Below are 20,610 nucleotides of genomic sequence, written 5' to 3'. Positions count from 1 at the left end.
TCTGTCTCCTTCGGCGGCTGGGCCGCCTCCCGCTCGGGAGGTCCCTGGCTTTGCGTCCCCGCCTCTCGACGGGTTTGCCTTTCTCGGTGCCGCACGCGACGGCTTGTGGTGCGCCGGCGTGAACCGGTTGGCGCGGGCACCTAGCGCGGGGACATAGCTCGCACTTCGGAACTGCGCCGTCCGTACTGTAACCAGCGGATTGCTGAGTTGTGGGGGAATTGGACTTTTAGGCCGGATAGCCCCGTGGGTACGGTCTTGTGTCTATTTCGTCTCGGCCGAGCGGACCCTCTACCAGGAGAAATGCATCGGTACGGCGGATCTAGACGGCGGCAAGACGGGCGCGGGCAACCGGGAGCCAGGCGAGCAGCACGGCCAACGCCAGCAACGCCAGGAAGGGCAACCGCCAGAACCGGTCGATCGCGCCCGGCAGCGGCGCCGGCGGGTCGGCCACCCACGGCCGCGCGGTCTTCGACCACGCCAGGAAGGCGTCACCGATCGGCAGCGCGCCGGCCACATAGCGCTTGGACCACGGCGTCGACACCGGTACGCCGATCAGCTCCCCGTAGTTGGCCAGCGCCCCGGCCAGTTGCCCGTCGCCCTGCACGGCGGCCGCGCCCAGCGTCACCGCGGTGGCCGACAGGCTCACACCCAGCGGCAGCGGACCCGAGTCGACGTCCGCCGGCCCGTCCGTCCCGCGCGGATACTCCCGTACCGCCGGCCCCAACCGCAGTGGCCGCACCACGAACAGGGACCGGAACCGCAGATACTGCTCGCGCGCGAACGGTGGGTCGATGTCGACCAGGAACCGCTGGATGATGCTCTGCGACGTGCCCCGGGCGCCCGAGGTGGGCCGGCCCGACACCGGATCGACAGTGTGCGGCAGCAGCCCGGTCGCCGGGTCGAGGCGTTGCCGGACTCCCGCCAGCCAGCGACCGGTCGTGCCGGCGTACCGGGGTGTCAGGAGTCTGTCGTGCAGGCGCAGGGAGGCGACCGCGACCGTCGAGTCGACCGGCCAGGCCTGTCCGGGATAGGCCGCCAGGTACGGCGTCGCCGCCGCGTCCAGGGCCGTGGCCAGCGCCGCGGACGCGGACTCGAAGTCCCGCCGCAGCGCCGGGTCCGGACCCAGCGAGAGAACGCCGCCGCGGAGCCAGTTGGTCCAGCCCTGATAGAAGACGCCGTACGCGGGAGTCAGAGCAGCGTCGAACGGCCGGCGGCCGGCCGGTGACTCCAACCGGGCCAGCGCCCAGCGGGCCTCGCGAGCGTCCTCGGCCGGGTCCACGGCGGTACGGCCCAGGTCGACGCGGGCGAGGCCGTAGAGGGCGTACAGAAAGAAGTAGCCCTCCGGGAACAGTTCCTGGGCTTGCTGGGCGGCGCCGGCGTCGAGCTGCGCGCGCAGGAACGTCAGCTGCCGGCGTACCCCCGAGGTGTCCGGTGGGGCGACCAGCCGCACGGCCGCGACCAGGGCGATCAGGGTGACCACGACGGCCGCTGTCCGGCGGAGCATGCGCCGAGCCTAGGCATCGCCCGCCAGCGGTACGGTCGGGTCATGGCTTACGACGAGGCCCTGGCCGAGCGGGTGCGCGACCGGCTCGCCGAGCTGCCCGGGGTGACCGACAAGCGGATGTTCGGCTCGCTGGCCTTCCTGACCGAGGGCCGGCTCACCGTCGGGGTCACCGGCGACGACCTGATGGTCCGGGTCGGGCCGGCGGCCGCCGACGAGGCGCTGACCCGGCCGGGGACCCGGCTGATGGAGATGGGCGGCCGGCGCATGCGGGGCTGGGTGCGGGTGGACGGCGCCGAACTCGACGACGATGTGCTCGAGGAATGGCTGATCCGGGCCCGCGATTTCGTCAGCACGCTGCCGCCCGGGTGAATCGCCCGTTTCGGTGTGCTCGGGGGCCGCACAACAGCAGGTCGACCCGCATTCATGCCAACCGGCACAACGACGTTCGCGCAGGCCGTGGCGGGTGGACATGTGCGGACACGACCGATTTGGACACGGGGGCAATGGTCAGCCGCGCATTAGTGCAGTCTTAAGCCCGCATTAGGCGCGGTTTTGCGAAGATGTGATCTTCACGGTGTTCCGGATACGCTCGGCCGTCGATCCACCACAAGGGAATATCTCCGAGGAAAGTAGACAGTTGATGTTGCGCAGGGCGCACGTGCCGGCCCATGCACCGGCACCGCGGCGGGGGATTCGCAGCACCCGATCGCTCACCATCATCGGCACCGCGGTGCTGGCCGTCACCGCCGGGACGCTGGTGCCCGTCTTCGCGGGCGACGACGACGGTCTCACCCTGCGGCCGGTGGCCGACACCACCGTCACCCAGGTGCCGCAGGACGGCGACACCAACGGCAAGACCACCCTGGCGAGCTGCCCGTCGCTGTGCGACGGCAACCCCAGGGGACGCCGGGACGCCACCCTGCAGTTCGCCGTGGACAAGCTTCCGGCCAACGCCACCGAGGTGAAGGCGACCCTGCGCGTCTACGCCTGGCACGACTTCGCCGCCCGGATCCTGGCCCGCACCGTCCCGGGTGACCTGGCCGCGGCGAGCAGCCCGGCCCAGCTCGCGGCCGTCGGCAGTGTGCAGGCGCTGGACAAGGTCTCCAAGGGCTACAACGAGTTCGACGTCTCGGGCTCGGTGCGGGGCAACGGCACCTACACGTTCGCCCTCTCCCAGGAGAGCCTCAACACCCGGGTCTACTGGGCCTCGCGGGAGAACTCGAAGGACAACCTGCACCCCGAGCTGGTGCTGTCGTACCGGACGCAGGCCAAGCCGACGCCGGGCAAGAGCACGCCGAGCACGGCTCTGCCCCCGGCGCCCTCGACCAAGCCGACCACGGCCGCGCCGACCGCCACGTCCCCGAGCGCGACGAAGCCGGCCACCACGGCCCCCGCGACCACCAAGCCGCCGGCCGCGCCCACCCCGCCGGCCACCGACGGCTGGCGCCTGGTCTTCAACGACGACTTCACCTCCGGCAGCATCGACAAGTCGAAGTGGAACCTGCGCGACGGCGAAGGCCGGTCGATCGATATCGGCTGCAACGTCGACGACCCGAAGAACACCTTCGTCAGCGGCGGCAACCTGACCCTGCGGGCCCTGAAGCAGTCCTCCACGTGCAGCTCGCAGACCCGGCAGTACACCCAGTCCTACCTGGACACCATGGGCAAGGCCTCGTTCAAGTACGGGCGCTTCGAGATCCGCGCCAAGTCGCCGAACAAGCCCGAGAGCTCCAAAGGTCTGTGGCCGGCGTTCTGGCTGCGCCCCGACGACGGCGGCAACGGTGAGATCGACGTGACGGAGCTGCCCGGCGGTCCCGGCTGGCACGACAAGTCGACCGCGGCCATCTTCTGGGACTACACGCCGGTCAAGCAGGACACCCGGATCGCCATGCCCGGCGGTGCGCACCCGGCCGACGGTTTCCACACGTACACCACCGAATGGGACGCGAAGTCGCTGAAGTGGTACATCGACGGCAAGCTGGTGTGGACCCGCGACAGCAGCACCACACCGTGGTACGACAAGGCGTTCAACAAGCCGTACAACCTGCGCCTGAACTTCCAGGTCGGCGGCTGGCTGGGCAACCCGGACGCGAGCACGCGGTTCCCGGCCGACTTCGTCGTCGACTACGTGCGGGTCTATCAGCGCTGACACGTATCGCCTATCGTCGACGCCGTGGTCAACGAGTCGACACGGACGTCCGTCCCGGGCCAGCGGAGCCCATCCGATCCACTGGTCGGGGCGGACACCGACCCGAGGCAGCGGCAGGACGGGCTGGGCTGGGTCACCCGCGCCATCTTCGGTGATCCCCGGCTGCGGGTCACCGTCGGCGACGACCCGGCCGCCACCGTCCGGTACGCGGTCATCCCGTCCCTGGAGCACGCCCGTTTCCTGCTGCCGCTGGCCTCCCGCAAGGTCACCGCGGCGTCCCTGCTGGCCTACAACGCCCTGCGCCCGCCCAAGGTCCGGGCCGGTCGCGCCGCCGTCGGCCTGCTCGCCAGAGTCGGCGCCCTGGGCCTGACCCGGGCACCGATCCTGTCCGTGCACGCCCAGGAGCGCGAGCTGCTGCTCTCCTCGTTCCTGGCCGATCAGCTCGGCGAGCCGGAGCTGCATGCGGCGATCGGCATCCGGCCACCGGACCCGCACCACAAGCCGACCCTGCAGCTCTTCGACGCCCAGGGCCGGCCCCGCGGCTACGCGAAGATCGGCTGGAACGACGGCACCCGCGCGATGGTCCGCGCGGAGGCCGCCACCCTGGCCGAGCTGCCGACCGGCAACGGCTTCCCACCCGCCCCGCGGCTGATGCTGCACACCCGGTGGAACGGCCGTGAGATCGCCGTCATCGAGCCGATGCCCCGCCGGGTACGCCGGATCAGCAAGCCCGACAGTCCCCGCCTGGACGCGATGCTGGCGGTCGCCCGGTGGGGTGCACCCGCCAGCGGGGCCCAGCCCGTGACGGCGCTGCTGGCCGGGTGGCGGGCCCGGGCCGAGGGCGCCGATCCACGCATCCACGCCGCCATCGACAAACTCGACCCGGAACTGACGCTGGAGTTCGGCAACTGGCACGGCGACTGGGTCCCGTGGAACATGGCCCGGCACAAGGGTGGCCTGCTGGTCTGGGACTGGGAGAACAGAGCGCCGGGTGTGCCGGTCGGTTTCGACCTGGCCCACCAGGCGTTCCAGACGGCGCTGTCCACCCGGGGACGGCCCGCGGCCGAGTGCGCGACGGCCGTGGACGAGGCGTTGCGACGTCACGGGGCCGCGCTGGGCCTGGCCGATCCGGTCCGGCAGCGGTTCGTCGCCGACGCCTACCTGGTGGAGCTGTGGCTGCGCACGTACGAGCTGTCGGGCGGGGGTGCGGGCTGGAACCCGAAGCTGCACCCCGCCCTGCTCGACATCCTCGGCGAGCGGCTGCCCTGACTAACTCCAGTCGAAGGTCATGCCCAGACGCTCGGCGAGGGCCGCGTTGTGCGGGCGGTAGTACGCCGTCAGCTCCGCGCGTACCTCGTCGTCCATGCCCTTGCTGGGCCGGTCGTTGAAGACGTCGTAGGCGCCCAGGTCGTACGGCGGCAGCCCGATGAAGTCCAGGATCCGCGCGTACGTCGCCGCCGGCTCCCGGTACAACGTCTCGCTGGCCACGAACAGCAACTGCTCCCGGTCGAAGTGGTCCAGCCACGGCGTCAGATGCTCCAGGTAGCGGCCCCGCGCCCGGTACGAATACCAGTCGTAGGCCTCGCTGAAGTAGTTCGGGTCGGCGAGCAGCTTCTCCCGCTCCCCCGCCGTCCGGGACTCCTCCGCCGCCAGCGCCGCCGCGAAGTCCAGCGGCTCCACACCCTCGGTACGCCGTTCCTTCCAGTGCGAGTACGCGCGTTCCACCGGGTCGCGGAGCAGCACGACCATCCGGGCCCGCGGCATCAGCCGCGCGACCCGGGCGGCCACCAGGGGATGGAACATGTACAGCGGCGCGGCCTCGCCCACCTTCGGCGGTGCCCCGTGCTTGCGTTCCAGTGCCGCGCGTTGCTTCACCGTCGGGAAGTGCGAGCGGTACCAGGCCTCCCCGCGCGGCCAGTTCTCCTCGAAGTAGTGCGAGGTCTTGGTGTTCCACGCCGGGAAGAGCCGCGGCACCAGCGGATGCTGGATCAGGTAACGCCACAGCGACGTGGTGCCGCCACGCTTGGTGCCGATCACCAGGAAGTCCGGCAGCGGCCGCTGGTCGCTGGTGCGTTCGCCGTAGCGGACCAGCAGCTCACGGACCTGTTCCTTGGCGCCCTTGGGGGCGACGCTCTTGATCCGGTCCTTCACGGTCACGACGAGACCTCCTGAGTCGGTGCCGGCCGGAGCTGCGTCCGGACGTTGTGCAGGGCCGCGCGGACGCGGCGGTCGGCCAGGGCGGCGAGGGCGGCGGCGGCGATGACGCCGAGCGTGACGGCCAGGCCGGGCAGGCCACGGCCGGCGATCAGCACGCCGGTCACGGCCGCGACGCCGGTCGCGGCGATCGCCACCCCGGCGGCGAGCACGAGGGTACGGCCGAACAGCGGCTCGCCCAGCGCCCGCCGGGCCAGGATCGCGGCCAGCACGTTCTCGCAGACGATGCCGAGTGACCAGGCGACCGCCGCACCCAGGGCACCGTGCCGCGGGATCAGCACCACGCACGCGACGACGTTGAGCAGCAGCCCGGCCACGGTGGCGAGCAGGTGCCCGCGACTGTTGCCGCTCATCAGCAGCACGGTCTGCACCAGGCCGACACCGACGTTGACGAGCATCGCGACGGCCAGCACGGCCATCGGGGTGGCGCCGGAGCTGAACTCGCGCCCGAACAGCGCCAGGAAGGCCGGCGCGAACACGGCCAGGATCAGGTAGGCCGGCCAGGAGAGCAGGACGATCCACAGGGTGGTCCGCCGGTAGACCCGGGCGGCGTCGGCGCGCCGGTCGGCCCCGAGCAGCCGGGAGAGCTGCGGTGCGATCGCGACCCGCAGGCCCTGCATGATGAGCAGGCCGGCCAGCGCGTACCGGCCGACGGCGGCGAAGACACCGGCCTCGGCCTGGGTGGCGAGGGCGCCGGTGAGCAGGACGCCGACCCACATGCTGCTGGCGTCGACGGCCACCGAGGCGGCCCGGGGCAGCGCGAAGCCCCAGAACGTGCGCCAGTCGGCCCGTACGGACCGCAGGCTCGCGCCCGCACCCAGCCCGAGCGGGCGCACGACCAGCACCAGCGCCAGCCCGACGGCCGCGGCCAGCGGCAGCAGCCAGCCGCCGAAGCCGAGCAGCACCCCGCCGCCGGTCAGCACCGCGGCGATCATCAGCACCGGCCGGGCGATCGGCACCAGCAGGAACTGCACCCCCACGTACGCCGACACGGACCGGGTGGCCCGGACCGCCGCGAGCAGCACGGTCGAGACCACGACCAGCGGGACACCGACGGCGGCGAGCCGGATCAGCGCCGCGCCGTGCGGGTCGTCGAGCAGCGCCCGGGCGATCGGGCCGGCGGCCAGCAGCCCGGTCGCGGCGACCACCAGAGCCAGGCCGAACGTCGGCAGCACGGCCAGCGGCAGCAGCCGGGCCGCGTCTCCCCGCGGGCCGAGCCGGCGCCGCGGGATCGCCCACATCAGGCCGGTGTCCGCGCCGAAGCAGCAGATCGCCCCGGCGATGGTGACCAGGCCGATGACGCTGAACAGCGCACCCGAGCCGTCCGCGCCGAAGGCCCGGACGATGACGGTGGTGAGCACGAACCCGAAGGCGCCGTTGACCGCCGCACCGACCAGCCCGATGGCCCCGCTGCGGGTGCTGCGGCGGACCTCGGTGTCGGCGGGACCGGGCGCGGCGACCGCTGTCATGCCGGCACTTCCTTCGGGATGCGGTTGACCGGCCCGTCCACCGCCGCCAGCCCGAGGCCGAGGGCGAAGAACAGCACCGACATGTTGGGGTCGATGTAGGAGTAGAACGGCGTCACGATCGCGGCGATGACCGGCAGCGCGCTCAGCCACAGCCCGGACGGCGTCACGGCCGCCGCCAGCCGGCGGGCGATCACCAGCAGCAGCAGGTAGAAGCAGATCGTCGCCGGGATGCCGTGGCTGTAGAGCAGCTGCCAGATCATGCCCTGGGTGCCCAGCGGCTCGGACGCGTGCGTGGTGTCGACCGAGTTGGGCTGCCCGAAGCCCAGCAGCGGCGAGTGCACCACCGCGGCCCAGGTCTGCACGTAGAGGTCGAAACGGTCCGACGTGGTGTCCGTGCTGGAGGTGCGGTTGGTGATCAGGTCGAAGACCGGGATGAACAGCGTGACGATCCAGCCGATCAGCACGATGCCGACGACGGGCAGCAACAGCCGGACCCGGCCGCGCATCACCTCCCGGAACAGCAGGTAGGCGACCCCGGCGCCCAGGCCGATGAACATGCCGCGGTTGAGCGTCAGGAACGCCGGGACCAGCGACAGCGGCAGCGAGACCAGCAGCACGATCCGCATCGGGCCGCGGCGCACCGACGTCAGGTACGCGAGCACGAACGGCACCAGGAAGCTGTACGCCGTACCCCAGTTGTTGGTGTACGGGTACGGCGCCGCCGGCCGGTAGATCGGGTTGCGGCTGAACTTGTTGAACTCCGTCGAGTCCAGATGGGTGATGTCGAGGATGTACCGCTCGGCCTGCACGCCGTGCGGCAGCACCAGCTCGAACGGGCTCGGGAAGCTGAACGTCGGCAGGAGCACCCCGAGCCAGCCCAGCGCCACCATCGACAGCCAGAAGATCGCCAGCGGGTTGGCCACCTTGGTCCACGGCACGCCGTCGCGGATCAGGTTGTAGACGTAGATCCCGACCAGCAGGCCGGTGACCAGGTGCCCGAGCCGGAGGCCGAAGATGATCAGGTTGGTGACATAGCTCAGGCGGGTGGCGCTCACCGTGACGATGCCCAGGAAGATCAGCCACAGCACGGTTCCGGTGGGCAGCCGGATGTTGCCGCGCGAGGTCAGCAGGGACAGCAGCACCGCGCCGAACAGCGGCCAGGCGATGTAGAAGAGCCCGAGACCCCACCACAGCGGCAGCAGCGCGAACATGCCGACGATCGGCCACACCGGGAGCTTGGCCTGGCGTACCGCCCAGGCGCCCGGCTCCAGCACGCCCGGCTCGACCGGGGCGACCGCGCGGGCCCGGGCCGGCGCGGATGCCCGCGCGGTCCGCCGGCCACGCACGACCGTCCTGGCCAACGCTCAGATCCCCTTGCCGCGCTTCTGCGCCATCCGCAGCACCCGCTCGCCGGTCACCAGACCGAGGATGACGGGTACGGTGACCAGCACGCGCTTCTCCCGCGGGTTCAGCCGGATGACCGCCGCCAGCTCCTTCATCGCCTCGGTGCGCCGGTTGCCCGAGGCCAGCGCGAACGCGATCTGCCCGCGCAGCCGGGCCATCCCGGCCCGGCTGGTGGCCAGCTCGGGGTGCTTGCCGATGAGGTACCGCTGGGCCTCGACGATGGTCGCCCAGCGCCCGAAGTAGAACGAGCCGCCGTGCCAGTCGACGATGACCAGCGCCTCCCGGACAACGGCGATCGGTGTCGTCGCCGACACCCGCAGCAGCCACTCGTAGTCCTCGCTGTAGCCACCGGGGATACCCTCGTCGACCTCACCGGCCGCCGCCCACGTCGACCGGCGCACGAGCATGGTGCTGGAGTGCACCTCCATCACCCGGTCGGCGAGCAGTTCCCCGTGCACGACCCGGTCGCGGTCCAGCACGCGTTCCTTGTCGATGCCGGGCCCGCGCAGCCGCAGGCCACAGCTGACCGCGCCGATCGCCGGGTCGGCGAGCTGCTCGACCTGGCGGCTCAGCTTGGTCGGCAGCCAGATGTCGTCGTCGTCGCAGAACGCCAGCAGCTCACCGGTCGCCGCCTCGACCCCGCTGTTGCGGCCGCCGGGCAGTCCCGGCCGGCGGCTGTTGGCGATCAACTTGAGCGATCGGTCCGGACCGGCCGGCACGTCCAGCTCCCGCACGTCGACGTGGTCGTAGACCACGACACACTCGACCCGGCCGGGATAGTCCTGGCCGAGGATGCTGGCGACGGCGCGTTCGAGCAGCCCGGGCCGGTCCCGGGTGGCGACGACGACGGTGATCTCCGGGTAGGTCTGCGGCACGGCGTTCTCCCCTGCGCGGTCAGGCACGGCGCTCTCCGGCGCGGCGTGGTCGGGGCCGGCGCCGGCCCGGTTCGGCCCGGCGCTCTCGGGTACGGCGCAGTCAGGCACTGCGGCCTCCGGTGAGCACGAAGCCGACCGTCTGGGCGCCGGCCGAGCGCAGCCGGTCGACCAGCCGGGACAGCTCGGCGTTGCGGGTGCGGTCGCGGGCCACCACGAGCACCGCGACCCCGGACTGCGCGGCCCGGACGCCCCGCTCGTCGGTGTCGGACGGGGGCGCGTCGATGACGACGATGCCGGACCCGGGCTCCTCGCCGAGGTTGCACAGCCGGATGACACCGCCGCCGATCAGCACGACCAGCAGCCGGCTGTCCGCCTCGGCTCCGGCCGACCCGGCCGCGACCACGGGCGTCTGCCGGACCGGCGCCTCCATGATCAGAGTGGCCTCGGGGTCGGCCGAGGTGGTCTGCACCTGGGTCGGGGCGTCGGCGGTGCGCAGGCCGGAGCCGGCGATCCGGGTGACCCCCGGCGCCGCGGTGGCACCGGTGCCGCCCAGCCCGAGCCGGCCCGCGGTCGCCGATCCGTTCAGCCCGGCGGGCGCGGACGGCGACAGCGTGCGGGGGCGCGGCGGAGTGCGCTTCTGCGCGGCGAAGAGCACCCGCTTGAGCTCCTCGTGGGTCTCCGGCGGCGCGGCGAGCGTGACGTCCTGCCCGGCCTCGGCCAGCGCGACCGCCAGATTGCCGGTCACCGTCGTCCGGCCCTCGTCGTTGCGGCCGGACAGCACGACGAGCGCCCGGTCGGGGTGCCGGTCGATCCACTTGAGCACGGCCAGCGAGACGTACCGGGCGTCGGCCGCGGCGGCCTCGTCGTGATGCCGGCCGACCGCGCGGACCACGCCGAGCGCCGGCAGCCCGACCAGGTCGGCGGCCTGATCGATGGAGCGGACCCGGCGGTCCAGCGCCTCCCGGGCGTGCGCGGCGACCATGCCCAGCAGCAGCCCGCCGAGGCCCGCGCCGAGCAGATAGAGCAGGCCGGCGTCGTGGCTGGACGGGATCGGCGCGCGGGCCGCGGCGGTGATCGAGCCGGGGCTCAGGTCGGCCGAGGAGACCTTGGCGCGCGCGTTGGCGAGCTGGGCGATCTGGTCGTTGAGCGCACTGACCTGGTCCAGCGTCGCCTGGGTACGCGGCGACGCGGTGTCGGTGCTGCCCTTCTGGTTGGGCAGCGTCTTCTGCACCGCCAGCCGCTGCCCGGTCACCTGCTTGATGGTGTTGTCGTAGGAGAGGATCAGCGCGGCCCGCTGCTGCTTGTAGATGTCCTCACGAACCCGCAGGTAGGTCTGCGCGGCGGTGTTGGCGCCGGTGATCGCGCTGCGCTCGCTGTCGCCGGCGTACTGGAAGCGCAGCACCTGGCCGCCGGTGGGCACCTCGGTGGTGAGCGACTCACGGACCGCCTCGGGATCGCGGTCGAGGATCCGGGCGGTCGAGTCGATGACGTCGTTGCCCAGGGCGATGCCGTTCTCGGCGGTCATGTTGATGGCCCGGTCGGCGCCGCTGGACGGCAGGGTGAACGGGTCGGTGACCACGGGACGCAGCACGACAACCGTTGTCGCGCGATACGTCGCCGGGAAGAAAAAGAGGTAGGCGAGCACCGCGAGCGTGACGGCCGCGGTGGCGGCCAGCACGATGCGCCACCGGCGCAGCGGAATCCGTACGACGTCCGCGAAGCCGACGACCCGCTGCCGGCTCGCGGCGACGGAATCAGTCACATCCATGAGTCGTCTCTCCCCGACATGTCTGCAGTTGTGTTTCGGTAGAGCTTGTTCTCGCCGAAACCTTCCCCGGCCGGCATCCTCGCGCGGCCGGGGAAGGTTACGCAACAGAGAGTCGTCGCTCCGACGACAGTCTGTGTTACGAAGTGGCGAAGAACAGGGTCGGGTTCGACCATGTCGCCTCGGCCGTCGGCGCCGCCACCACAGTGGCGGTGGAGCCGTCGACCGCGGTCGACGCCGAAGCGTCGAAGCTGACCGTCCGGAGTGTTCCGTCGGTGGAACCGTAGACCAGCTTGCCGGCCACCCAGGTCATGCCGCGCACCGTGCGCCAGTCGATGCCCGAGGTGGGCAGCGTGAAGGCGGTGGCACCGATGACGTAGCCGTCCGGCGTGAGGTAACGATAGAACAGCGCGTTGCTCGACGCTGTCGTGTAATACATCCGGCCCTGCAGGTAGAACGAGCCGGTCATGCTGGCCGCCGTGAACCACGAGTTGTAGCCGCTGCCGACCCACGGGGCACCGATCGCGCCGGATCCGCTGAGGATCGAGATGTTCAGCAGACTGCCGCTGGGCGCGCTGCTGTCCGTCTTGGCCCAGTACACCTTGTTGGCCACCACGAACGCCGACTTGGCGTTGGTGAGCTGCGGCTGGCTGACCGTCGCCGGGGTGCCCACACCGGACACGCCGTACGACACCTTGGTCACCTGGCCGTTGCCGGCCCCCAGGTAGAGGTAACCGGAGGCGGCCTGCGGGGCGTCCTGGATCGCGATGGTACGGCCACCGGCGTCCGGGAAGTAGCCCTGCCGGCCGTGGTACTCGTTGCCCAGGCCGTCGGCGTCGAAGCCGGCGAACAGCCCGTTCGGGCCCTTCCACAGCTCCCACATGATCGGGCCCCAGTTGGTCCCGCCGGCCGGCAGCTGGCTGCCCGGCGACCGGGTCGGGTTCCAGTTCAGCGGCACGCCGTTCTGCTGGTCCAGCGCGGCGATGCCGTAGCGGCTGACGCCACCCGGGCCCTGCGAGTCGTTGCCGTTGGCGTTGTTCTGCCAGCGGAAGTGCCCGCCGACGTAGACAACGCCGTCGGCGACCTCGACCGAGGTGACCGAGTCGGTGCCGGTGACGTCGACCCAGGTCGCCTGGACGTTGCTGCCCCGGTCCGCGGTCTCCCAGCGGGCGGTGGCGTCGCAGTACGCGTCACCACGGCCACCGTCGGCGATGATGACGAAGTAGCTGCCGTCGTCGTTGAAGTCGACGTCACGGGCGTAGAACGGGAACGAGCTGCTGTAGCAGGCGGCCACGTACCGGTCGGTGTTCCAGTCCGCGACGGTGGGCGTGCTCGCGGTGTCGATCATGACGACCTGGTTGCGGGCGTTGCCGTTGACCTCGGTGAAGTTGCCGACCGCCACGACCGTGTCACCGTCGGGCGCGACCGCGAGGCCCCAGACCAGCTCGGTGCTGTTCGGGTACGGCCGGGGGCCGCTCGCGTCGACCTGGAAGGTGTTGTCGATCGCGCCGGTGGTGGCGTTGAGGCGGGCCAGCAGCCCGTGCTCGGTGCCGTTGATCCAGTGGAAGGCGCCGGCGATGTAGAGGTGGTTGTCGTGCACGATGGCGCGGCGCACCACCCCGCCGTCGGCACGGCCGACCCAGCCGGTCACCGTGGCGCCGGTGGCCGGGTCAAGCTCGACGAGGTTCTTGCGGGACACCCCGTTCACCGTGCCGAAGCTGCCGCCGACGATGAGCTTGCCGTCCGGGCTGACCGCCAGGGTCTGCACCGCGCCGTCGAGCACCGGGGCGAAGCCCGTGCGCAGCGCGCCGGTGCCGGCGTCGTAGGCGACCAGGTTGCTCGCCGGCGACCAGGTGCTCGCGCCGGCGGCCTTGATGCCGGTGAAGGAACCGCCGGCGTAGACGGTGTTACCGATCTGCGCGAACGCCCGCATGCTCCCGTTCTGGGCGTGCGGCGTGTAGTCGACCGGGTTGGCCGAGACGATGGTCGCGGGGTCGTTCGGGGGCACGTACACGGCCGAGGCCGGTACGGCGGTCAGAGCGACCGTCAGACTCAGCACTGCGGTGGCCGCCAGGATCCTGGTGACCTGCCGCGGCCGGAGTCGACGTTGTAGGGACACGGGCCCTCCTAAAGAGAACTTAAAGATTGACGCAGCCTCGTGGGCCGGGCGTCACTGCGCTATCGACCGTCCGGACGGAGACGTTGCCTGCTCGGTTCGAGCAGGGGCACAGAGGATGGACGAAGAGTGTGCGATCACGACGGAGCCAGCCGGAACGGCGCCACCCCGGGGCTCGCCCGGACACGCCACGCTGCCGCCTCCGCCAGATCCTCGAGGCCGACCTCCGGCGCTTCCCGGGCCACGACCAGTTTCCTGCCTTCCAGCTCGCGGGCCATCGCGACCTGATGGTCGTCGACGTGCTCACCGAAGGCCTTGCGCCGCGGTACGTACAGCGCGCGCTTGCCGGCCTGCATCGCCGCCAGCGCGGAGCCCACCCCGGCGTGCGAGATGACCACGTCCGCCTCGGCCAGGGCCTGGCGCATCTCGGTGATCGGCACCTGTTTGCGGGCGCCGGCGGGCATCTTATCGACCACGGTCGAGCCCACCTGCCACAGCACGTCCCATTCCGGCGGCATCAGGGTCACGAGATGGTTGAGCAGGCGGGGGAACGTATAGCGCTCGTGGGTGCCCAGCGTCACCACGACCTTGCTCACCGCGCGCGGCTCGGCCACCGGCTCCGCCTCGAAGGCGTCGAAGATGGACCCGCCGTACTGCCAGGTGTCGTCGGCCCAGGCCGGATACTGCGTGTAGAGCCGGGTGCGCGGCACCCGGGCGGCGAGCCGGCCGGTCAGCGAGGGGCCCTCGGTGCGGGTGGCACTCTCGATGTAGGAGCAGGGCACGCCGGCGCGGGTGGCGGGCAGGAAGAACGCCAGGGCCACGCTGGCGCCGGTGCTGATCACCCGCTCGTAGCGCTCGCGGCGGAACATCCGCTCCGCGGCGATCAGGTCCTTGACCGCGCCGACCAGGTCCCGGCTGGTGGCCGGGGGCACGAAGACGACATCCTCGCCGTCGAGCAGAGACCGGCTCTGCGGACTGTCGAAAGTCACCCAGCGCCGCTGCCCCACGCCGAGCCGGGGCGTCAGGTCGTGCAACTCGGCGAGATGACCTCCGGTCGAGGCGACGAGCAGTGTCGTCACGGCGCGGTGGCCGGGACAGCGGACCCGGTGGCCGGAGCGGCCGACCCGGTCTCCGGCGCGATCGGCCCGGTCGCCGTGCCGGACGGGCCGGTCGCCGTGACGGCCGGACCGGTCCCGGGGGCGGCCTCGGCCGCGCCGGTGGCAGACCCCGCCCGCGGGCGTGGATACCGGCCGACCAGGATGCCGACGGCCAGGGCGTAGCCCAGGAACAGCGCCGGGCCGAAGATCAGGCCGCTGATGACATCGGTGAGCCAGTGCTTCTGGGTGTAGATGCGCGAGTAGCCCTCGTACGTCGCCATGATCAGCACGACGGTGCCCAGCACCACGTGCCAGCGCCGGCCCATCTGCCAGGTCAGCGCGACGAATAGCGCGATCGCCCCGAAGGTCATGACCACCCGGGCGATGCCACCCGACGGGTACGAGCCCAGCCCGGTCGGCGGGTGTCCCCGGTTGACCATGCCGGCCAGGATGGCCTGCACGTACTGCTCCAGCGGGAAGCTGACCAGGATCGCCACCAGCGGGATCCAGAACCGCTTGCGCCAGAACGGGGCGAAGAGCACCGCCGCCACGACCACCACGATCTTGAGCGGGTCCCGGTCGCCGAGCGCCGTGTACCACCAGTTGAAGTCCTCGAAGCCGGGACTGCGGCGATCGGTCACCCAGAGCAGCACCGGCCAGTCGACGACGTTCTCCAGGCTGTGCGCCAGCAGGCCGACCGGCCAGAAGACGGCCACGACGACGGCGGCCCAGAACAGCAGGAAGGCCAGCGCGGTCAGCGGCCGCCCGAGGGTCACGACCAGCCCGGCGACGGACTCGCGGGTCTTCGCCGCCAGCCGTCCACGGGCCAGCCGCCGGCCCGGCCCGTACGCCAGCAGCGGACCCGCCACCGCGGGCACGATGACCGCGAACGCGGCGATGAAATACAGCAGTACCACCGAAGTGTCCCCATCCTGCGGCGTCCCGGCCGCATGCTTGCACCACCTGTCGAACGACGCCCCACGCGCCGCTCAGTAGGCTCCCGAGCCCCGCATGACCGCCATCGCGGTCCGCATGAGGATCACCAGGTCGACGGTGAGCGACCAGTTCTCCACATACCGCAGGTCGAGCCGGATCGAGTCCTCCCAGGACAGGTCCGACCGGCCGCTCACCTGCCACAACCCCGTCATGCCGGGCTTGACCACCAGCCGCCGGCGCATGTCCTGCGGATACTGCTCGACCTCACTGGGCAGCGGCGGGCGCGGCCCGACCAGTGACATCTCCCCCAGCAGGACGTTGATCAGCTGCGGCAGCTCGTCCAGCGAGTAGCGGCGCAGGATCCGTCCGGTCCGGGTGACCCGCGGGTCCGCGCGGATCTTGAACAGCACCCCGGCGTGCTCGTTCTGCTGCCGCATTGCCTCGAAGCGCGCCTCGGCGTCGGTGTGCATCGTGCGGAACTTGTACATCCGGAACGATTCGCCGCCGCGGCCCACCCGGACCTGGCGGAAGAACACCGGGCCACCGGTGTCCAGCCGGATGACCAGCGCGACCAGCAGGAACAGCGGCGCGAGCAGCACCAGCAGCAGCGCGGCCACCGACACGTCGAACATGGACTTGATCAGGCGCCGGCCGCCGGAGAGCCGTGGGTGCTCGATGTGCATCATCGGCAGCCCGTCGACCGGGCGCACGGTGATCCGGTCACCGGCGGTGTCCACCAGCGACGACGAGACGATCAGATCGATGTCGTCGCGCTCCAGCTCCCAGGCCAGGCGGCGCAGCATCGGGCCGTCGAGCTCCGGGCAGGACAGCACCATCACCGTGTCGGCCCCGGCGGCAGCGGCTGAATTCGCCGCCGCGCCCAGGGCACCGAACACGGGCACGTCCACCGTGTGCGCCGCGTCGGCGAGCTGGCCCGCCGGCAGGCAGGCGCCGATGACCTGGAACCCGTGGTGCGAGCGGCGGTGCAGCTGGCGGGTCATCTGCGCGACGGCCGTGGCGTGCCCGAGCGCCAGCACCCGGTGCATGCAGGCCCCGCGCCGGCGGGATCGGTGCAGCACCTTGCGCAACACGAAGCGGCCGGTCAGCGAGAGCACGGTGGTCAGCACGAGAGCGATCAGCAGATAGCCCCGGGCGATGTCCGCTTTGGCGACATAGGAGGCGAGTGCGATGCCCATGGTGAGGCGTACGCCGGCCCGCAACACCCGTTGATACTCCTCGCCGCCGACGAACAGCACCCGCCGTTCGTAGGCGTGCGTCAGCGCCAGCAGACCCACCCACACCGGCGGGATCAGCGCGGACAGCATCAGATACCAGTCCGCGTACGGCGCGCCCTGGAACCGCAGCACGAAGGCGGCCAGCGTGGCCACCAGGGTCGCGCCGAAGTCGATGACCAGGAGCAGCTTGACGTAGCGGGCCTCCCAGACCCAGCGGTCGGCGTGGCCCCGCTCGTCGGTGGCACCGAGATCCCGTTCGGTGACGCCCGCGTACGAGGAAGCTGTCGGAATCGGTCCGGTCGCGGCGTTGTCCGCCGTTGTTTCCGTCGTTGTCACGACGCCCCTGCCCACCGTGAGACCCCACGCCCACTCGGCAATTTCGTGCACCCCACTTACGACGCCCCCCACCCCTTGGCCTCAGAACAACAAAGCGCAAGGACGCTCAGGCGGTGAACGCTAGACGACGGCCAGGAAAATAGAGACCCCAGGGTCGCAATCTTTACGAACGCGGGACCAAGTTTTCGGATACCGGGGCGGGCGGCAACATCGTGCATTGCCGGTGAACTCGGCTCTACATCGGACAAAATAACAGGCATACCGAGAGTGAGGTCAACAGACGCCGACCTACCGGCTCCGGTCCGCTTTTTCCACATTGGCGCCCATGATTTGTCCGATAAAACCGATCATGGCATCGCACCGTAACATGCCGGACGCGGAGCGCGTGCGCGGGGTAGTCGTGACCTTCGATGTCAGGCCGACCCTAATCGATCATCCGGGTTGGACAGAAGTGGCCGAATGTGAGACACGCCCGCCGATCGGCCCCCTTGACAATGGATGATCCACTGAGTCGGTCGGCGAAAAGATCAAGCCACGACCATTCCGGACGAGGTGCGGAACGGCGAGCGCGAAGCAGTTCAGCGCTGCACGAGCCGCAGCGCCAGCGCGGGGCAGCGGTCGACGGCCCGGCGGGCGGAACCCTCGAGTTGCCGCGGCACCGCGGGCTCCGCCTCGCCGTCGCGGGCCACCGGGTAGCCCCAGTCGTCCTCGCTCAACAGCTCGGGCAGCAACTCGGCGCAGAGCCCGCGGCCGTCGCAGGCCGTCCGGTCCACGTGCAGCCTGGTGGTGCTCATCGCCGTACCCCCTGGTGTCCGGATGCGACGGCCCGGCAGTGGCCGGCCAGATGCGCGGCCACGTCGGCCTCGAAGGCGCGCATCGCGCTGATGATCATGCGGGCCGTGCCGTCCGGGTGCCGGCAGGCGCCGCGGCCGGTGACCAGCGCGGCCAGCCGCCGCACCTCGGCCGGCAGGCCGGGCCGGGCCCGGTGGTGGGCCAGGTCGCCCAGCGTGGCGGCCAGCCGGGGCAGGCCGTTGACACACGGGCCGCACTGGCCCGCCACCTCCCCGGCCAGGTATCCGGCGATCCGGGCGGTCTCGGCCAGGCCGCACACGTGCGCCGGGAGCGCGAGCACGACACCCGCGCCCGGGGACACACCCAGCGGGGTCAGCGCCGCCCGGCTCACCTCGATCCCGGGCCGGGCCGGGACCCAGCCGCCGTGGTAGCCGCCGAGCAGCACCGCCTGCAGTGGAGCGGTCGCGCCGCCCGCCGCGTCGACGAGGTCACCGAGCGGGACGCCGTACCCGGCCTCGATCACGCCGGGCGCGCGCACCGCGCCGCCGACCGTCGCCAGGAAGGTGCCCGGCTCGTCGGGCGTGCCCGCGGCGCGGAACCAGCCGGGACCGTGCCGGGCGATCAGCGCCAGGTGGGCCAGCGTCTCGACGTTCTGCACGAGCGTCGGCGCCCCGCCCACCCCGGAGTCGGTGATCCGCACCAGCTTGTCGGCGGGCACGGCGGGCCGTCCCGAGACGGCGGCGACCACCGCCGACTCCTCCCCGGCCACGAAGGACAGCGGCGCGACGGTCACGGTGACCGGCACCCGGTCCAGGCCGGCCCCGCGCCGCGCGGCCAGGGCCGCCCGGACCCCGTCGGCTGAGGCTGCCGCGACATGGAGATGGGCGGTACGCGCCCCGAGCGCACCGGCCGCGAGCTGCAAGCCGTCCAGGACCAGATGCGGCTGGTACGCGAGCAGCGCCCGGTCCTTGCCACTGGCCGGCTCCCCCTCGGCGCCGTTGGCCACGACCACCGGCGTACCCCCGGCCCGGCGCACCGCCTCGACCTTGCGCCACGTGGCGAAGCCGGCCCCACCGCGACCGGTCAGCCCGGCGGCGCGCAGCAGTTCGACGAGCTGCTCGGCGTTGAGCACCGGCGCGCGTCCGTGCCGGCCGAGATGGGTGTCGAGCCGGCCGTCGTTGTCCCCGGCGAGCAGGCGCAGCCGCACTCCGCCCGAGGCGTCCACCGTGGTCATCGGACCTCCTGAGGGGTGCGGACCCGGCGCGGGACGCGGGCGGGAAACCGGGCGAACGAGGGCGTGCACCGCCACGCGACAGCGGCCAGGACCAGCGCGGTGCTGAGCACCAGGACGGTCCGCAGCCACCAGCTCGCCGCGTCCGTGCCGGTCTGCCAGCCGTGCAGCAGCGAGATCGGCCAGCACAGGTACGCCAGCCAGTGCACGAGCCGCCACCCCCGCACGCCGAGCCGGTGCCGCAGCAGGCTGGTGGCGATGAGCGCGACCACCACGTCGAAGGCCAGCGTGCCCAGCCCCAGCCAGAACGGCCGGTACTCGCCGGCGAACGGCACCACCAGATCGAAGAAGCGCAGCTGCGCGTACGGGTCGAACCAGAGACTGGCCACGTGCACGACGAGCAGCGCGACGGCCAGCAGCGCGGCGTTGCGGTGCAGCATGTTGACCGCGAAGCGGGGCAGCCCGAAGGCCGTCCGCCCGGAGCGCGCGCCGATGCCCAGCGCCACCACGATCGAGAGCAGGACGAGCGAGACGACCCCGCTGCCCCGCCCGAGGTACCACAGCGCGTCGGTCATGCCGGCCACCCGCCCAGCCGCAGCACGTCCAGCTCCGGGGTGACCAGCCGGGCCGGCCCGCCGCGAAGCAGCTCCGGCGCCGCGTGGCCCCGCACGACCGCAGCCGTGCTCAGCGTGTTGGCGCGCAGGCACGAGGACGCCGCGACCGAGACCGTCCGCCACACCCGGGGCGCGGGCCGGCCGGTGCGCGGATCGAGGATGTGGTGCAGCAGTTCGCCGGGGCGTCCCCAGGTTCGGCCGGCCGTGCTGGAGGTGGCGAGGGCAGCACCGGCGGGCAGCCGGACCGTGCAGTGCGGGTCGCCGGGCCGGTCCTGCACCAGCACCGACCAGCCACCGTCCGGGGCGGGCCCGGCGGTCGCGATGTCGCCACCCAGCGCCACCAGTACGCCGACGCCGAGCCGAACGGCCACCAGCCGGGCGGCCCGGTCGGCGGCGGCGGCCTTGGCGGTCGCGCCGAGGTCGAGCCGGACGCCGTCCGGCACGGTGAGCTCGCGGTCGTGCAGCCGCACCGATCGCCAGTCCGGGGTGGCGAAGACGCGGACGGCCGGGGCGACCACGCGCCCGGTGACGGCGGCGAAGTCCCGGTCGTAGCCGAGACCGCACAGCGCGGCGCCGATCGTGGGGTCGACGTCGCCGCCGGTCTGCCGGGCGGCTTCGAGAGCGGCACCGACCAGGTCGGCGAGCAGCGGGCTGACCACCACCGGACGGCCACCGCCCCGGCAGGCGAGGGAGAGCTCGGAATCCGGCCGGAACCGGCTGCACGCCGCGTCGACCGCGGCCAGCTCGGCCTCGACGACCGCGGTGGCCCTGGTGAGCAGGGCCGGCTCGGTGACGACGACGCGCGCCACAGTGCTCCAGACGGACCACTGGGCCGTGCCCGCCCCGATCGGCAGGGTCTCGATCATCGGCATG

General features: G+C 72.1%; 17 protein-coding genes and 1 riboswitch. Of the genes, 3 read left to right on the top strand and 14 right to left on the bottom strand.

Features of this window, described 5'->3' with window-relative positions; all coding sequences use genetic code 11:
* Positions 1 to 9: 9 nt before the first annotated feature.
* Positions 10 to 89: riboswitch (cyclic di-GMP riboswitch) on the bottom strand.
* Between the two features lie 230 nt (positions 90 to 319).
* Complete coding sequence (locus tag AB0C12_RS28480) at positions 320 to 1,504, bottom strand: hypothetical protein (protein WP_360552902.1); 1,185 nt, start codon at positions 1,502 to 1,504, stop codon at positions 320 to 322.
* Between the two features lie 42 nt (positions 1,505 to 1,546).
* Between AB0C12_RS28480 and AB0C12_RS28475 the strand changes: the two genes are divergently transcribed.
* The 3 genes from AB0C12_RS28475 to AB0C12_RS28465 all read left to right on the top strand — a co-directional run bounded on the left by AB0C12_RS28475 (position 1,547) and on the right by AB0C12_RS28465 (position 4,922).
* Positions 1,547 to 1,873: a TfoX/Sxy family protein gene (locus AB0C12_RS28475; RefSeq protein ID WP_360552901.1), complete on the top strand. Its 327-nt coding sequence runs from the start codon at positions 1,547 to 1,549 to the stop codon at positions 1,871 to 1,873.
* Positions 1,874 to 2,144: 271 nt separating this feature from the next.
* Entirely contained in the window at positions 2,145 to 3,653 is a 1,509-nt protein-coding gene (locus tag AB0C12_RS28470) for a family 16 glycosylhydrolase (protein ID WP_360552900.1), read from the top strand.
* Between the two features lie 81 nt (positions 3,654 to 3,734).
* Positions 3,735 to 4,922, top strand: coding sequence for a hypothetical protein (locus tag AB0C12_RS28465; protein WP_360553352.1), 1,188 nt, complete (start codon positions 3,735 to 3,737; stop codon positions 4,920 to 4,922).
* Here AB0C12_RS28465 and AB0C12_RS28460 read toward each other — a convergent pair whose 3' ends face one another.
* From AB0C12_RS28460 to AB0C12_RS28400, 13 genes are all read right to left on the bottom strand, one after another.
* Complete coding sequence (locus AB0C12_RS28460) at positions 4,923 to 5,804, bottom strand: sulfotransferase domain-containing protein (RefSeq protein WP_360553351.1); 882 nt, start codon at positions 5,802 to 5,804, stop codon at positions 4,923 to 4,925.
* A 2-nt stretch (positions 5,805 to 5,806) separates the two neighbouring features.
* A complete protein-coding gene (locus AB0C12_RS28455; RefSeq protein ID WP_360552899.1) occupies positions 5,807 to 7,336 on the bottom strand; it encodes a polysaccharide biosynthesis C-terminal domain-containing protein in 1,530 nt (509 codons plus the stop codon).
* Entirely contained in the window at positions 7,333 to 8,697 is a 1,365-nt protein-coding gene (locus tag AB0C12_RS28450) for an O-antigen ligase family protein (RefSeq protein ID WP_360552898.1), read from the bottom strand. Before AB0C12_RS28450 ends, AB0C12_RS28455 begins: the two co-directional genes overlap by 4 nt.
* 3 nt (positions 8,698 to 8,700) lie before the next feature.
* Positions 8,701 to 9,642 carry a glycosyltransferase family A protein gene (locus AB0C12_RS28445; protein ID WP_360552897.1) on the bottom strand — a complete coding sequence of 314 codons (942 nt, stop codon included), beginning with the start codon at positions 9,640 to 9,642 and terminating at the stop codon, positions 8,701 to 8,703.
* A 73-nt stretch (positions 9,643 to 9,715) separates the two neighbouring features.
* The gene (locus AB0C12_RS28440; RefSeq protein WP_360552896.1) at positions 9,716 to 11,383 is read right to left on the bottom strand and encodes a hypothetical protein; all 1,668 of its coding nucleotides are present in this window, start codon (positions 11,381 to 11,383) and stop codon (positions 9,716 to 9,718) included.
* Between the two features lie 136 nt (positions 11,384 to 11,519).
* Positions 11,520 to 13,454 carry a delta-60 repeat domain-containing protein gene (locus AB0C12_RS28435; protein ID WP_360553350.1) on the bottom strand — a complete coding sequence of 645 codons (1,935 nt, stop codon included), beginning with the start codon at positions 13,452 to 13,454 and terminating at the stop codon, positions 11,520 to 11,522.
* 179 nt (positions 13,455 to 13,633) lie between these two features.
* Entirely contained in the window at positions 13,634 to 14,575 is a 942-nt protein-coding gene (locus AB0C12_RS28430) for a glycosyltransferase (protein WP_360552895.1), read from the bottom strand.
* Positions 14,572 to 15,510, bottom strand: a complete 939-nt coding sequence (locus AB0C12_RS28425; RefSeq protein WP_360552894.1) for a phosphatase PAP2 family protein — start codon at positions 15,508 to 15,510, stop codon at positions 14,572 to 14,574. The genes AB0C12_RS28430 and AB0C12_RS28425 overlap by 4 nt, the downstream gene beginning before the upstream one ends.
* Before the next feature lie 72 nt (positions 15,511 to 15,582).
* Positions 15,583 to 17,100: a sugar transferase gene (locus tag AB0C12_RS28420; RefSeq protein ID WP_360552893.1), complete on the bottom strand. Its 1,518-nt coding sequence runs from the start codon at positions 17,098 to 17,100 to the stop codon at positions 15,583 to 15,585.
* A gap of 578 nt (positions 17,101 to 17,678) precedes the next feature.
* Positions 17,679 to 17,894 carry a ferredoxin gene (locus tag AB0C12_RS28415; RefSeq protein WP_360552892.1) on the bottom strand — a complete coding sequence of 72 codons (216 nt, stop codon included), beginning with the start codon at positions 17,892 to 17,894 and terminating at the stop codon, positions 17,679 to 17,681.
* Positions 17,891 to 19,126 carry an NADH-ubiquinone oxidoreductase-F iron-sulfur binding region domain-containing protein gene (locus AB0C12_RS28410; protein ID WP_360552891.1) on the bottom strand — a complete coding sequence of 412 codons (1,236 nt, stop codon included), beginning with the start codon at positions 19,124 to 19,126 and terminating at the stop codon, positions 17,891 to 17,893. The genes AB0C12_RS28415 and AB0C12_RS28410 overlap by 4 nt, the downstream gene beginning before the upstream one ends.
* On the bottom strand, positions 19,123 to 19,698 hold the full coding sequence (locus AB0C12_RS28405) for a ferric reductase-like transmembrane domain-containing protein (protein ID WP_360552890.1): 576 nt from the start codon (positions 19,696 to 19,698) through the stop codon (positions 19,123 to 19,125). The genes AB0C12_RS28410 and AB0C12_RS28405 overlap by 4 nt, the downstream gene beginning before the upstream one ends.
* Positions 19,695 to 20,609, bottom strand: coding sequence for an FAD:protein FMN transferase (locus AB0C12_RS28400; RefSeq protein WP_360552889.1), 915 nt, complete (start codon positions 20,607 to 20,609; stop codon positions 19,695 to 19,697). The genes AB0C12_RS28405 and AB0C12_RS28400 overlap by 4 nt, the downstream gene beginning before the upstream one ends.
* Between the last annotated feature and the right edge of the window lies 1 nt (position 20,610).

Source organism: Actinoplanes sp. NPDC048967 (genome assembly GCF_040649415.1).
Taxonomy (GTDB): domain Bacteria; phylum Actinomycetota; class Actinomycetes; order Mycobacteriales; family Micromonosporaceae; genus Actinoplanes.
This window is presented reverse-complemented; position numbering and strand designations above follow the sequence as displayed.